Raw genomic sequence first — 13,819 nt, forward strand, 5'->3', positions numbered from 1 at the left:
TAAATCCATTCACGAATCACGCTCGGGTGGTCTATGACCATCCGAGCGTGATTCGTGGATGAATATGAGGCTAAGCTCCTTTTTTCCCACTCTCGCTCTTTTTTGGATGAGAGAAACTTTAACGGAATCACATGCTTAATAAGTTTTCAAATCAACTAAAAAAGAGTATGATAGTAGACGGTAAAGGTTTAAAGAAACTATGTGTTGCCTCAGTTGCAGCAGATAGATTTATAGATAAGGTTAAGGTGTAAAAATGGAGAATGAGTCAGCAAAAGATTTGTGGGAGAGTTTTCAACAGCAAATTTCTAATTTGCCGGAGAAATACGATGTTTGGTCTTTTGGAGATACGAAAGAAACTGCAGATGAATTGGCAGCTTTGGTTTTAGCAGGTTTAAAAACGGCTACGTGCAGCCTAAAAAGAATGTATGAAATCGACGGCGCAGATTTGCCGCAGGTTGGGACATATTCTGTTATTCTTGATGGAAATGATCAAGCAGTAGGGATCATCCAAAACGTGGAAGTAAAAGTTTTTCCATTTGACGAAGTGACGGAAGACATTGCCATAGCTGAAGGTGAAGGAGATCGTTCAGTAGAATATTGGTCAGACATTCATAAAGAATTTTTCAAAAGAGAATGTCAATCGATAGACGAATCTTTTTCTACTAAAATGGAAGTTGTGTTCGAACGCTTTGAATTGGTGTATGCTGCTTAATCAGCAACAAGAATACTAAAGATGAGGAGAAGTTATCTGATGAACTTGAAAGAAATGGTTGGAGAAAAAGCTGCAGAATATGTAAAAGATGGAATGGTAGTAGGGTTGGGCACTGGCTCAACAGCTTATTATATGGTAGAAGCCATTGGAAGACGTGTGAAAGAAGGCTTGGACGTCGTTGGAGTAACTACTTCTAACCGTACAAAAGAACAAGCTGAAGGACTAGGTATCCCATTGAAAAGTGTGGATGAAGTTGACCGTATTGATCTGACAATAGACGGAGCAGATGAAATCAGCAAAGACTTTCAGGGTATCAAGGGTGGCGGAGCGGCTCATTTATTCGAAAAAATAGTTGCCGATAACTCGGATAAAGTAATTTGGATCGTTGATGACAGTAAAATGGTTGAACAGCTAGGCGCTTTTCCATTACCGATAGAAGTTATTCCTTATGGAAGCCAGCAATTGTTCCGCACATTTGAACAAAAGGGTTATAAGCCTGCGTTCAGAAAAACAGAAAGAGACGAAAAATTGCTGACAGATGCAGGGCATTACATCATTGACTTACATATGGAAGTGATCGAAGAGCCTCATTCATTAGCAACATGGCTGGACAGCTTGACAGGTGTCGTTGAGCACGGCTTGTTCTTAGACAGCGTGAATACGGTTATTGTCGGACGTGAAAACGGCGTTGAAATTTTAGAAGCTAGATAATCTTGAAAGATGAAACAGGTCCAAACTGGTCAATCGGTTTGGATCTGTTTTTTTATTTGTTAAGGATGATTCAAAAGAAGAAACTTCTCCTTTTAGGATAAAATAAATATGCTATAATAACTTAGGTAATCGTTTTCAAAAGATGCTTACATAAAATTCAAACTATCGGGGGGATAAGATGAGTCCTATATATACATTATACTGGTCATCATTTCGGTTTATTTTTGTACTTCTAGCCATCACGTTAACCATCGTGTTAGCTTCTGCGTTTATCAAGAAAGTGAAAGAGAATAAATTGATTGCTTTAGCACTCTGGGGAACTTCTTTCAGTTCATTCGTCACAGTGATTTTTGCTTCTTATTTTTCAGGTATCCTATATGATGAATTAAACATCCCGACTGATAATCTCATATTATTTTTGATGGGCTATGCATCTGTTGTATTTATCATCCATAGCGGATATTTTTTGTTTACATTGATCCGCAAAAAGAAATATTCTTCGGTGAATTCTGTTGGACGCGGTTATTATCTGTAAAAATGCAAAAAGGTCGAAAAGGAAACTTTTCGATTTTTTTTGCATTAAGAAAATCCGTTATTTTACTAGAAATTTCTCATAATTGATAAGAAAGAAAACGCTACCTTATTGAAGTGTGTTACACTATTCTTGTACTAATGATAGGGAGATGATATTGAGTGAGAATGGTAGATTTGATTCACAAAAAACAACATCAAAAAGAATTGAGTACTGAAGAAATTCAATGGATGATTGAGCAATACACAAACAATGAGATTCCTGATTATCAAATGAGCGCTATGTTGATGGCGATTTATTTTGAAGATATGACAGATGCTGAACGTGGTGCGTTAACCATGAGTATGGTCAAATCAGGTGATGAAATCGATTTGTCTCAAATTGAAGGGGTAAAAGTAGACAAACATTCCACAGGTGGTGTGGGTGATACAACAACTTTGATCTTAGCTCCATTAGTAGCCAGTGTTGGAGTACCGATCGCTAAAATGAGCGGTAGAGGATTAGGACACACAGGCGGTACGATTGATAAATTAGAAGCAATTCCAGGCTTCCATGTGGAATTGAGTCAAGAAGAATTCGTGAAACAAGTAAACGAACATAAAGTAGCTGTCATTGGACAATCTGGGAATTTAACTCCAGCCGATAAAAAATTATACGCCTTAAGAGATGTAACTAGTACAGTAGATTCTATTCCATTGATCGCTAGTTCAATCATGAGTAAAAAAATCGCTGCCGGAGCAGATGCCATCGTTTTAGATGTGAAAACTGGTGCCGGAGCATTCATGAAAACTCCTGAAGATGCACGCAATTTAGCTGATGCAATGGTGAAAATCGGTAATCATGTAGGACGTAATACAATGGCTGTTATTTCCGACATGAGCCAACCTTTGGGATTTGCTATAGGAAATGCTTTAGAAGTCCAAGAAGCAATCGATACGTTGAAAGGTCATGGACCAGCTGACGTTGTGGATCTATGCTTGACATTAGGAAGCCAAATGGCTCACCTTGCAGGTGTTGGTAAAGATCTTGATGAAGCAAGAGATCTATTAGAAGCTAATTTGCACAATGGAAAAGCTTTAGAAGTCTTCAAAACATTTGTTGCGGCACAAGGCGGAAATCCTGATGTAGCAGATGATCCAGATCTAATGCCTAAAGCAGCTTATCAAACAGAAGTTTTGGCACATAAAGACGGCTACGTAGCTGAGTTGGTTGCGGATCAGCTTGGTGTAGCATCTATGATGTTAGGTGCTGGTCGTGCAACAAAAGAAAGCGAGATCGATCTAGCTGTCGGATTAGTTTTACACAAAAAAGTTGGGGACAAAGTTGCTAAAGGTGAACCGTTGTTAACTATCCACAGCAACCAGCAAGAAATTCCTGACGTAGAAGAAAAAATCTGGGAATGCATTACGATCGCGGATGAAGCTAAGCCATTGCCGTTGATTTACGACATTTTAGCTGGTAAATAAACGTTCAAATCAAAAAACTTCCACAGATGAGTAATACCTGTGGAAGTTTTTTTCCTATCATTCACTGGTCACAGTGAGGCGATCAAGTGAATCACTGCCAAGTGAAGCGGGTAGTAGACATAACCTAAATATTTAGGGAAACGCGCTATGTGAGGATAGCCATTGAATAGTATCAACACTAATGATAGTACGGCATATATTTGAATAGATGGGAAAACAGTCAACTGTATAAAAAGATAAGCGATTATTCCAAGAGTACGGTCTTTTGAAACCAACCAATAAATCGCCCATCCTAGAAGAAAACCATAAATTCCGTATTCCACAAAATAACTGGCGATCAAGCAAGGAATAAAGAAGCGTTTGTCTTTGATAGATAAAGCTAATAAAGAAAGAGCGAATAAAATATTGATCCTGCCTAAAGTGACAGGGATAGAAATAATTCCAAATACAACCAATTGAAAAAGGTACTTTTTAAAGTCCCGTGTTCTTTGGGTCCCAAGGACAGTTGTGTATAAAAATAGTGGGAAAGAAATTCTGCCGATGATTCGAAGAATAATGTATTGAGGAAAGAGATATGCCCCAATATGGTCAATCGTCATGGTCAAAATCGCCAGCCATTTGATAAAATTGGTTTTCTCGTCATATGTTTTTTGTGGATAAGTCTCCATTGCTTAGCTCCCTCTTAATAAGATGAATTGTCCCCATACCTTTGTGGATAGAATCAGAAATAATCGAAAAGGTACTTTTACCTATTATACTAGAGAAAACCATTTTCTTTAACTGAAAAAGGAGTCTGTTATGCTATAATAATTTTTAATCTTTATAAGCGGGGTGAAGGAGTGGAAGAAAAAACTTGGTCAAAAGGTTTTAAAGTAGTCTTTCCAGTCATGTTGAGTTATGTTCCATTAGGAATGGCTTGCGGGATGCTGCTTTATGAATCAGGAATAAGTGTTATTGGTATTGGCTTAATGAGTACATTGGTTTTCGCTGGAGCTGGTCAATTTATGGCTGCATCCATGCTGACAGCTGGAGCAACTGTGCCATCCATCATCATCATGACATTCTTTTTAAATTTACGGCATTTATTGATGAGTTCTAGTATAGCGCCATTTTTCAAAAAGAAATCGTTGCCTTTTTTGATGTTGTACAGTCATACATTGGCAGATGAATCGTATGCGTTGAACTACACTCAATTCAGAACAGACAAAGAATGGACTCCAGATAGCGCGTTGACGACGAATTTGTTAGCTTACTTTAGCTGGGTATTTAGTACGATTCTTGGCGGATACATAGGCAGTTCATTTACCTTCAATGCAACGATCATGAATTACGTATTGATCGCCATGTTTATTTGCATGTTGGTGAGTCAATTCGTATCACGCATTTTTGTTATTGTAGGATTGGTAGCAGGGATTTTATCGGTTCTATTGATGGTATTGCTGAATCACAATATTGCTTTAGTAATTGCAGCGGTCATTGCTTCATTTGTAGGGTATCTATTAGATGAGCGAAGAGAAAAGAAACAAGCAGCGGAAGGAGAATCGGTTCAAAATGAATAGTAGCATAGCGATATTGATTTTAGGAATGGCTACAGTGACTTATTTGCCGAGATTCGTACCGATGTTGGTGTTGAGCAACCGAAAAGTACCCGAAAAACTTGTCAAATGGATGTCTTTTATTCCAGTATCTATTTTTTCAGCGTTGGTGTTTTCAGATGTCTTCTTTTGGAATAGTGAAGTGAATGTGCATCCATTGGAAAATGTGAAGCTGCTGCCGACATTGTTAGTTTTTTACATAGCTTATAAAACACAAAACTTATTATGGTCGATGGCATTTGGGATTCTGGGAATCAGTGTGATGATTTTATTTACGAGTATATAGATAGCTGCAAACAAACAGGACCTGATGAAATATATTCAGGTCCTGTTTATTGATGTTTATAAATCTAAGTATTGGTATAAGCGTTTCTTGAAGAAGAAATAAGGAAGTAACCAGAAAATGATGTATACTAAAGAAAATTTTAAAAGAAAGTTATCAGAAGGCCATAAGATAAAAGCAAAGCCAATGATGTCTAACATTTCGCTAAGGATAATTAACCGAGTGATTTTTAGACGAGTTGATTCTGTTACATAATCTGTATTTATGGGTTCGGCAGGGAAAAAAGACAGGTGTCGAACGAAACAAGAAGAATAGTCTCCTTTACTGACTTTTAAGATAGTTATGATTCGAAGTGAAAGAAACAGCACACACAAAATAATCGTTAAAATGACTAAATAAGTGTTCATGAGATCCCCCTATTCTTAAGTTTAGTAAGTTAACCTCTATTAGTTGAGTTCTGTGGATTCAAGTACTGACCCAATCGTTTCCTTAAGAATAGATCTGGAAGATTCCAGAAAAGTAGAGCAATCAACATATAGATGACATTAGAATGAAATGTAGATAGGATAAAAAGTACATAGCTAACAACATTAAATATTGCACTGATTACAGCTAGTTTACTGATTTTTTGATGGTCTGATTCTGTTAACTGGTCTGTGTTTACTGGTTCGGTAGGGAAGAAAGTACCATATCTTACAAATCGCGAAGAATAATCCTGTTTATGGATTTTAACAACGCCTATAAACTGAAGTAAAATGTCTAAACTGATTAGAATCACTACAACATAATTCATAGTATCCCTCTATTCTCAGATATGATGATAATTTCTGTTGAGTAAATCATACCATAAGGTGAATCGAAATAAATCGGTTACAAATAAAAAATATACAGGACTAGATAAGTGGAAAAATGATTGCAATAGAATCGTGTTATAATAAGCACAGTAATAAATATGGAGGCTTTTAGAATGACAAATCAATCTCGAGAAGTAAAAAAATGCTGGGAATCAAAAGTGGTACAGACGCACCGTGTCTTTCCTGGAGACGTAAATTCCCATCGGACTTTATTTGGAGGGAGATTAATGAGTTATATTGATGATACAGCATCGATTTCTGCTTCTCGTCATAGTCGCAGCGACGTGGTAACGGCATCAATGGACACACTTGATTTTTTACATCCCATCCACGAAAACCATTCTGTTTGTATCGAGAGCTATGTAACAGGTGCAGGAAATACTTCCATGGAAGTATTCTGTAAGATAATGGGAGAAGAACTATCCTCTGGCGAGCGGTATTTGGCAGCGACAAGTTTCATTACTTTTGTGGCAGTATCGAAAGTTCCAGGCGAAAAACGAATGGTTCCATTGGTCGAGCCAACGAGTAAAGAAGAACAATTTATCTGCAGCGGCTATGAGAGCAGAAAAGCTAAACGCATGTCCAGCCGCTCATTTCATGAAGAATTCGCCAAGACAATTGAAAATAAATTACCATGGTCAGAATAAAGTAAACAAAGCCCTCTGCGGATGATTCCGTAAAGGGCTTATGCTTATTTTACTTTAACAAGTGTGCGTCCAGTCATTTTTCCAGCAAGAATCTTTTCAAATGCACTCGGCAATTCTAGAAGAGTCACTTCTTGGTCAATCAGTTGTTCTAGATCACCAGGTTTCCATTCAGAACTCAACAACTCCCATAAACGACGTCGAAGGTCTAATGGACAGTTAACAGAATCTACTCCAATCAAACGGATGCCGCGTAAAATAAACGGCAAAACAGTTGAGTTAAATTTGATACCGCCAGCGTTACCGCTCAATGCGATAGCACCAAAGCTCTTGATTTGAGCAAATAAGTGCGGCAATTGTTCTCCACCTACAGGATCCACCACGCCTGACCAACGTTGTTTGGCTAAAGGTTTTAAAGGATCCAAGCGAACTTCGTCAGGATGCAAAATGGTGTCTGCTCCTAATTCTGTTAAATAAGCTGCCGAAGAATCTTTCTTGCGGCTCACGGCCTCGATGTTGTAGTTCAATTTTCTCAAAATCGCTATCGCAAAACTGCCTACACCGCCCGTTGCGCCTTGAACCAAGACAGGTCCTTTTTCAGGAAACATTCCCGATTCTTCCAAATAATACACCGATTGAGCCGCAGTAAAACCAGCTGTACCTATGATCATTGCTTCCTTTAGGGATAATCCTTCCGGCAAAGGCACTACCCATTCGTTCGGGACACGTGCGTATTCACTAAAGCCGCCAGAATGATTGACACCCAAATTGTAACCCGTCACCAAAACTTCGTCGCCAGGGTTGAAATCAGATGACACTGAAGAAACCACCACTCCGCTCAAATCGATCCCTAAAACCATCGGGTAGTTGCGAATAACACCAGTACCAGCTTTAGAAGCTAAAGCATCTTTATAGTTCACACAAGAATAATGTACTTCGATGACGACATCTCCTTGAGACAAGTCGTCTATTCCAATAGAACGCAATTCTGTATAAACTTCTGAATCTTTTGAATCCACAATTAAACTCTCGAAGTCTTTCATACATTTTCCTCTTTTCAATTTAGTGATAAATGATTAATATACAGTGTAAAAACTGATTTGTAAGCGGTACAATAATATACTATACCATAGAGGAGGCAATTTGATAAGAAAAGAGTATAATTATCCAAAATATGCAGAAAATTGATTGTGGGAAGATAGGGGAGAGGCTTTAGATTGACGGATAAACATCTTCTATTAATCAAATGAACGTTCAAATTGTGCTCACTTGATTAATAGAGTATGTCTATTAATCAAACGGGGCGATACAAAATGCTCATTTGACTAATAAAGCCATTCTATTAATCAAGTGAGGCAATAAAATATGCCCAATTGATTAATAGCACCTAACTCTCATCACTTCAGATAGACAAAAAAAGTGAGACCACTCATAAAAATCGAGTGGTCTCACCTTTATTTAAATTACGATCTCAGTTGATTTCTGCGCGCGTAAGAACGGTAATCGATGCCTCTAGCCTCGCACCAATCTTTTACAGGTCCAGAAATGATGACGTCGGCATATTGCAGCTCAGCAATCGTTTCGGCTCCTAGTAAAGTCATGATCGCAATGATGTGTTCTTTCAATTGTTCGATCTCAACAATCGTTTCTTCCACGCCATTTTTCAGGACAGAATGTAAGAAGTGTCCAGACACACCCACTGCTCGCGCGCCAAGAGACAAGCTTTTCACGATATCCATTGACGTACGGATACCTCCAGAAGCCAGGATTTCTGACGAGTGGATAAAAGATTGAGCTTCTAGAAGAGAGATCGCAGTAGATTGACCCCAACCTTCTAAAAAGTCCAGCTTGTTTTCTTTACGTCGGTAATTTTCGATTTGGGCAAAATTTGTTCCGCCCATACCGCTGACATCAACAGTTTTGACACCAATAGAAGTCAGTTGCTGGATCGCTTCATGGCTCATTCCAAAACCAACTTCTTTCACGATAACGGGAACATCGACACCATTAACGATGCGTTCTAATTCTGACATCCAAGTTGAAAAGTCCCGGTCGCCTTCTGGCATAACGATTTCTTGAGGCGTGTTCAAATGAATCTGCAATCCGTCTGCTTGAACCAAATCGATTGCTTTTTTAGCATTTTCCAGCGTTTGTCCACCGCCTAAGTTGGCTAAGACAAGACCATTCGGATTCGTTTCACGAATAATCGTAAAGCTATCGGCTACAGAAGGATCTTTCAATCCAGCACTCAATGAACCGGATGCCATCAACATGCCCGTTTCTCTAGCAACAGTGGCCAGCTTTTCGTTCACTTTTTTAGTCCACGTACTGCCGCCGGTGATCGCATTGATATAGATGGGCTGACCCATAGAAAGTCCAGCAAAAGAAGTAGAAATGTCGATTTTTTGCGTACCTGTTTCTGGTAAGGAATGATGAACGAAACGAAGGTGGTCAAAATCTGTTTGATGCGTATCTTGATAAAAATGTTCGGCCAACGAAACGTGTTCGTTCTTCCTATTATTTTTTTTCTCCATAATAAGCCTCCTGCTGGATAAGTATAATGTATCATTCATTTATTTTTTTGCGTAAACATGCAAGGGCAAATTGGTGATGCCTTGTTCTTCCCACGCTGTGATCAAAGATAATACGCCGTCTTTACGGTCAAAAATCACAATACCGCAATCTCCGCCGCCAGCTCCAGATGATTTAGCAGCCCCATTGAAGTCCTCTGCCAATTTGCACAAATGAGTTAACGCGGGCGTTTCGATTACGACTCCGGTTGTTTGACTCATTTTTTTCAACAGCACACGGTTGTGACGTATTTCTTCTTGGATCTTTTTGATATCGCCTTGTTCAAATCCTCGAATCATTTCTTTCACGCAAGCTGAACTAGCAGCTAAGAATTCATCATAAGCTAGTGCGTCTTGTGTTCGTTTGCTGGTCACTTCATCTACTAAATGAGAAGTAGATGCTGGAGAACCAGTCCAACCAATCAATAAACGCATTTCAGCTGGGGGAGTGAGTAGTTTGAAAGATAAATGAGGCCACTCCAACTCGATGACTTCTCGTACAGATAAAGCTTGCTGTTGTTGCAATACCCATTTGCGATCAAATGTCGTAAATGCCAGCCAGCCCCCAAATACGCTCGCCGCCACGTCACCGCAAGAACCATTGCTCTTAACGGACAAATGAGCTAAGGCAGCCAATTTGAAAATCGTTTCATTGGATTCGTCTTGCAGACCGTAAAAGCGCAAAACGCCCTTAACAGTAGCTACAGTTACAGCAGCACTGGATCCTAGACCGTATTTTCGTCCATTGGAGCTGTCTAATTCGCTGTCGACAGATAAATGATAGAAAGATAGTCCTTTACCAAAAGATTTTACGTAGCTTTCTGTCACTTCGATAGCTGCTAGAATGTAATGGAAAGGATTTTCTCGTTTATCCAAGACTAAACGGTCGTTTTCGCGTTTCCATGTGACCGGCAAGTTTCCATATTGTGTAGATTGAATGGTTCCCATATCCGTCGTTCGTTCAAGAGAGACGGTGATGAATTGATCAACAGCCACTAAAATAGCTGGATGACCAGGTTCTACCACAGCGTATTCCCCTGCGATATATAATTTTCCTGGTGCAGAAGCACTAATCATGTAAGACACTCCTTAAAAATGTTTTCAGAAATAAGAAACAGTGCTGCTTTGATTGTTTAAACGCTGATTTCTTCTAAATCTTTTCCAGGTCCAGAAATCACGATTTGTTCTGGGTTGAATGTTTGAACTAAGTAGTCTTTGATTTTTTGACTGTCAGACAAGCGGCACAGAACTTTGACGTTCGGACCGGCATCCATCGTAAAGTAACATGGAATACCTGATTGACGCAAATTTCTCACAGCTTGCATCGCACGAACGCTGTCCGGTTCCCAGTAAGATAGGGGAGGGTTCGCACCCAGCATAGTCGCATGCATTTTCATGCCGTTGCTTTCAGTGATCATGCCGACTTGTTCAAAGTCTTTTGCGAGGATAGCTTGTTTGATATTCGCTAAATCGACCGCCGTAGATTCTAACCAGCTTGGGTAGAAAGGAGAAGTGGCAACTGTATTTTTCATGCCTTCACGACTGGAAATCGATTTTTGCTTGTCATTGACGATGATCGTTACCATACCGATGTCCCACGAAGCGTCATCGATTTTGATTGCACAAGAATCTTCATTGTTCGTTCCTTTTTCCCACTCTACGAATCCGCCGAACATACTGCGCGTTGCAGATCCTGAACCGCGTCTAGCATAAGTAGATAAAGTCGTTTTGTCCAAATTCAATCCGCTTGCTAAATTAGCAGCTCCAGCTAAAGCAGCCATCCCAGAAGCAGAAGAAGCTAATCCTGCAGCAGTAGGAACAAAGTTGGTGCTTTTAACGACAGCTGATGAAGTAATTCCCGCTTCTTGACGGAACAAGTCCAGAAAACGGCTCACTTTTTGTGTAGCTTTAGTATCTTGCAATTCATCGTTTAAATAGAAGATGTCGTCTTCACTAGAGTCTTCAAAAGACACAGAGGTTTCGGTATAGAAAGAATCTAATGTCAAAGAAAGACTGCTGTTCATCGGCAAGAAGAGTTTTTCATCTCGTTTGCCCCAATATTTGATCAAAGCGATATTCGTATATGCGCGTACTTTTTTTTCATTACTCAAAAGAGTCATCCCCCAATTGATAGATCCACGTGTTGGAAGTTCCCGTTTCACGCAAGGTATCTGATATTTGTTGTGCAGTCTTTTCGCTGTCTGCTAAAGCGATCATACAACCGCCTCTGCCGCCGCCGGTCAATTTGGCGCCTAAAGCCCCATTTGCTAAAGCAGCATCAACTAATTGGTTCAACTGCTCATTGCTGACACCTAATTTATCTAGAAGAAGGTGAGCTTGATGCATGTAAGATCCTAGATCAATCGGATTGTTTTGTTCAATGGCTGTTTTTGCTTGGTCAGCTAGGGCACCGAGTTGGTGAATGTCCTTCATGGTCTCTTCAGGATTTTTTGTCATCAAATCAGCGATACTGCCGACTGCTTCTCTAGTTTGTCCTTTAATACCCGTATCTGCGACAACTAAATAAGCATTTACAGACAAATTGAAAGGAACGAATGGTTTCCCTTTGATGTAATACAAAGGTTGCTCGCCGCTGGTCATGGCTGCATCTAAGCCGCTTGGATTTCCATGAGCAATGACTTCAGATACATTAACTAATTCGAGTAATTGGTCATGAGTCAGTTCTTGCTCAAAGTAATTGAATAACGCACGGACAGTCGCTACAGCTACAGCCGCACTGGAACCCATTCCTCTTTCAGCGGGAATAGAACTTTCGATTTTTAAAGTAAAATCTTTCATTTCTTGTTTTAAAGCTTTTAAACTGACTTCTACCACAGTCAATAAGTTGGATAGTCGTTCAGGGACATCTGTCAATAGCCCTGTGTGGTAAATGCAATCTACTGTAATCGGTCCAGTTGATTGTGTAACAGTCGTTTGGATAGTCGCTTTTGGAAAAGGGATCGCTAGAGATGGTTCTCCATAAACCACTGCATGTTCTCCCATTAAAATGATTTTTCCTGTCGCTCTCCCAATAGCTTGGTTGTTTACTGTCTGCATTGGTACGTACTCCTTAAAGGTTGATTTGTATTAGATAAGCGCCAAGTATTGAACGATAAAAGGCGCAGCATATAAGGTCATGAACTGTATACCATAGTTCACACCCATTTTATTTAATGTTCCGCTTGTGATCCCAATCAATAACACTCCAAAAATATTGATTAAGCCTGCATCCATATAGGAAAGTAAAAGGATGAAAGAAATAAATAATCCTAAAATGGCTTCGTGGGGAATCTTTTTCAGAACAAATGTAGAGATTCTGCCTGCATACTTATTAATAATAACATAACTTAAGGTGGATGCTATAGCTGCACCTAAAACGATGGCAATCGCTTTTTCTCCTGTAGATAAAATATGAAACAAGTTGTTTTCAACTGTGTAAACAGGAGGGGCATTAAATAACGCGCTTCCCGGACCAATAGCAGTAGGAGACAAAGGAATACCAAGAGCTACCAAAGGAATGATGATCCCTGATATGTAAGTCGACTGGGATAAAGCACTCATAGTAGTGATCGTTGTTGTCGCCTTTTCTTCGGGGTCTTTGATTTTACTAGATACTGTTTCTCCAAATAACAAGATCAATCCTACTGGACTCAAGACGAAGAAAATATTGGAAATAAGTGCTGAAAAAGACGCAGCTTTCAATTCTTTTCTAGACAAGATCTTGAAAGGGTTCAATCTTTTTTCTTTATCTAAATCACTTGGGATGGTGATTTTCTTGTAGCTGTCGGTCAACATTGTTTTGCGTGTTTCTTTATTCAATAATTGCATCAATGACACGATCAATGGTCCAATCGTGATCCCTAAGAAAAATGAAGTAGTGATGTTGGCGTCTTCCGGAACAACTCCAGTGCTCCAATATAAGTGGCGCAAGCTTTGAAACAAGATCGCTAAAGGAATAATGCTTAATAAAGAAAGCATTTTGTGCTTGCTGATCAAAGACAGAAAGACGGCTCCTACGACGAACAGTAATGATGCATATGGCTGAATAGCTTCTGCAAATGGAATCAATAAGTTTGCCAATAAAAACGATACTGGAATTGAGATCAACGTTCCAATCAAAGCTCCAGCCGCCATTTTTTTAACGATGACACTGGACTTTCCTTCATTCTTTAAGTAGATAGCATGATCGATCATTGGAGCAGACAAAACGCCACCAGGTAATCCGACTAGAGCTGTTGGCATCAAGTTGGTTAAATTCAGTGTAATAAAAGAGGCTACGAAAAACGTTAAGATAATCATGGGATCAGCTCCTGAGAGAATCAATGCCAATGATACCGGCATTAGAACAGAAGTTTCATCTGTCCCTGGAATAAATCCGATAAACGTGTATAAAACGACCGCACTTAATGCAGCGAAAAACATTTGAACAAGCAATAAAACATCCATTTCTTA

15 protein-coding genes are annotated in these 13,819 nt (G+C 39.4%); 7 read left to right on the forward strand and 8 right to left on the reverse strand.

Annotated elements, in window-relative coordinates:
• Positions 1–253: 253 nt before the first annotated feature.
• The 4 genes from ACE025_RS04285 to ACE025_RS04300 all read left to right on the forward strand — a co-directional run bounded on the left by ACE025_RS04285 (position 254) and on the right by ACE025_RS04300 (position 3,421).
• A complete protein-coding gene (locus ACE025_RS04285) occupies positions 254–712 on the forward strand; it encodes an ASCH domain-containing protein (RefSeq protein ID WP_485937808.1) in 459 nt (152 codons plus the stop codon).
• 39 nt (positions 713–751) lie between these two features.
• Positions 752–1,423 carry a ribose-5-phosphate isomerase RpiA gene (rpiA, locus tag ACE025_RS04290; RefSeq protein ID WP_485937810.1) on the forward strand — a complete coding sequence of 224 codons (672 nt, stop codon included), beginning with the start codon at positions 752–754 and terminating at the stop codon, positions 1,421–1,423.
• A 178-nt stretch (positions 1,424–1,601) separates the two neighbouring features.
• Complete coding sequence (locus ACE025_RS04295; protein WP_485937812.1) at positions 1,602–1,958, forward strand: hypothetical protein; 357 nt, start codon at positions 1,602–1,604, stop codon at positions 1,956–1,958.
• 158 nt (positions 1,959–2,116) lie between these two features.
• Complete coding sequence (locus tag ACE025_RS04300) at positions 2,117–3,421, forward strand: pyrimidine-nucleoside phosphorylase (protein ID WP_485937814.1); 1,305 nt, start codon at positions 2,117–2,119, stop codon at positions 3,419–3,421.
• 68 nt (positions 3,422–3,489) lie between these two features.
• Here ACE025_RS04300 and ACE025_RS04305 read toward each other — a convergent pair whose 3' ends face one another.
• Complete coding sequence (locus ACE025_RS04305) at positions 3,490–4,089, reverse strand: TraX family protein (protein WP_485937816.1); 600 nt, start codon at positions 4,087–4,089, stop codon at positions 3,490–3,492.
• Positions 4,090–4,260: 171 nt separating this feature from the next.
• Between ACE025_RS04305 and ACE025_RS04310 the strand changes: the two genes are divergently transcribed.
• Entirely contained in the window at positions 4,261–4,980 is a 720-nt protein-coding gene (locus tag ACE025_RS04310) for an AzlC family ABC transporter permease (protein ID WP_485937818.1), read from the forward strand.
• Positions 4,973–5,302, forward strand: a complete 330-nt coding sequence (locus tag ACE025_RS04315; RefSeq protein ID WP_485937820.1) for an AzlD domain-containing protein — start codon at positions 4,973–4,975, stop codon at positions 5,300–5,302. The genes ACE025_RS04310 and ACE025_RS04315 overlap by 8 nt, the downstream gene beginning before the upstream one ends.
• Before the next feature lie 56 nt (positions 5,303–5,358).
• Here the strand turns inward: ACE025_RS04315 and ACE025_RS04320 are convergent, their stop codons facing one another.
• Positions 5,359–5,706, reverse strand: a complete 348-nt coding sequence (locus ACE025_RS04320; protein ID WP_485937822.1) for a hypothetical protein — start codon at positions 5,704–5,706, stop codon at positions 5,359–5,361.
• Between the two features lie 560 nt (positions 5,707–6,266).
• Here ACE025_RS04320 and ACE025_RS04325 point away from each other — a divergent pair.
• Positions 6,267–6,800 carry an acyl-CoA thioesterase gene (locus ACE025_RS04325; protein WP_485937824.1) on the forward strand — a complete coding sequence of 178 codons (534 nt, stop codon included), beginning with the start codon at positions 6,267–6,269 and terminating at the stop codon, positions 6,798–6,800.
• Between the two features lie 44 nt (positions 6,801–6,844).
• On the opposite strand, the gene ACE025_RS04330 is transcribed toward ACE025_RS04325, so the two are convergent.
• From ACE025_RS04330 to ACE025_RS04355, 6 genes are all read right to left on the reverse strand, one after another.
• On the reverse strand, positions 6,845–7,840 hold the full coding sequence (locus ACE025_RS04330) for a YhdH/YhfP family quinone oxidoreductase (protein ID WP_485937826.1): 996 nt from the start codon (positions 7,838–7,840) through the stop codon (positions 6,845–6,847).
• Between the two features lie 420 nt (positions 7,841–8,260).
• A complete protein-coding gene (fni, locus tag ACE025_RS04335) occupies positions 8,261–9,331 on the reverse strand; it encodes a type 2 isopentenyl-diphosphate Delta-isomerase (protein WP_485937828.1) in 1,071 nt (356 codons plus the stop codon).
• 39 nt (positions 9,332–9,370) lie between these two features.
• Positions 9,371–10,444 (reverse strand): phosphomevalonate kinase, encoded by a 1,074-nt coding sequence (locus tag ACE025_RS04340; RefSeq protein WP_485937830.1) that lies wholly within the window; start codon positions 10,442–10,444, stop codon positions 9,371–9,373.
• A 56-nt stretch (positions 10,445–10,500) separates the two neighbouring features.
• Positions 10,501–11,487, reverse strand: coding sequence for a diphosphomevalonate decarboxylase (gene mvaD / locus ACE025_RS04345; RefSeq protein WP_485937923.1), 987 nt, complete (start codon positions 11,485–11,487; stop codon positions 10,501–10,503).
• Positions 11,471–12,424 (reverse strand): mevalonate kinase, encoded by a 954-nt coding sequence (mvk, locus tag ACE025_RS04350; protein WP_485937832.1) that lies wholly within the window; start codon positions 12,422–12,424, stop codon positions 11,471–11,473. Before mvk ends, mvaD begins: the two co-directional genes overlap by 17 nt.
• Before the next feature lie 30 nt (positions 12,425–12,454).
• Positions 12,455–13,813: a tripartite tricarboxylate transporter permease gene (locus ACE025_RS04355; protein ID WP_485937834.1), complete on the reverse strand. Its 1,359-nt coding sequence runs from the start codon at positions 13,811–13,813 to the stop codon at positions 12,455–12,457.
• Positions 13,814–13,819 lie beyond the last annotated feature (6 nt).

Source organism: Desemzia sp. AGC72, from assembly GCF_057334175.1.

What these genes read in the sequence shown, in the direction of transcription:
- ACE025_RS04285 (WP_485937808.1), top strand. Translation starts at nt 254, where the DNA reads ATGGAGAATGAGTCAGCAAAAGATTTGTGGGAGAGTTTTCAACAGCAA.
- rpiA (WP_485937810.1), top strand. Translation starts at nt 752, where the DNA reads ATGAACTTGAAAGAAATGGTTGGAGAAAAAGCTGCAGAATATGTAAAA.
- ACE025_RS04295 (WP_485937812.1), top strand. Translation starts at nt 1,602, where the DNA reads ATGAGTCCTATATATACATTATACTGGTCATCATTTCGGTTTATTTTT.
- ACE025_RS04305 (WP_485937816.1), bottom strand. Translation starts at nt 4,089, where the DNA reads ATGGAGACTTATCCACAAAAAACATATGACGAGAAAACCAATTTTATC.
- ACE025_RS04315 (WP_485937820.1), top strand. Translation starts at nt 4,973, where the DNA reads ATGAATAGTAGCATAGCGATATTGATTTTAGGAATGGCTACAGTGACT.
- ACE025_RS04320 (WP_485937822.1), bottom strand. Translation starts at nt 5,706, where the DNA reads ATGAACACTTATTTAGTCATTTTAACGATTATTTTGTGTGTGCTGTTT.
- ACE025_RS04325 (WP_485937824.1), top strand. Translation starts at nt 6,267, where the DNA reads ATGACAAATCAATCTCGAGAAGTAAAAAAATGCTGGGAATCAAAAGTG.
- ACE025_RS04330 (WP_485937826.1), bottom strand. Translation starts at nt 7,840, where the DNA reads ATGAAAGACTTCGAGAGTTTAATTGTGGATTCAAAAGATTCAGAAGTT.
- fni (WP_485937828.1), bottom strand. Translation starts at nt 9,331, where the DNA reads ATGGAGAAAAAAAATAATAGGAAGAACGAACACGTTTCGTTGGCCGAA.
- ACE025_RS04340 (WP_485937830.1), bottom strand. Translation starts at nt 10,444, where the DNA reads ATGATTAGTGCTTCTGCACCAGGAAAATTATATATCGCAGGGGAATAC.
- mvaD (WP_485937923.1), bottom strand. Translation starts at nt 11,487, where the DNA reads ATGACTCTTTTGAGTAATGAAAAAAAAGTACGCGCATATACGAATATC.
- mvk (WP_485937832.1), bottom strand. Translation starts at nt 12,424, where the DNA reads ATGCAGACAGTAAACAACCAAGCTATTGGGAGAGCGACAGGAAAAATC.
- ACE025_RS04355 (WP_485937834.1), bottom strand. Translation starts at nt 13,813, where the DNA reads ATGGATGTTTTATTGCTTGTTCAAATGTTTTTCGCTGCATTAAGTGCG.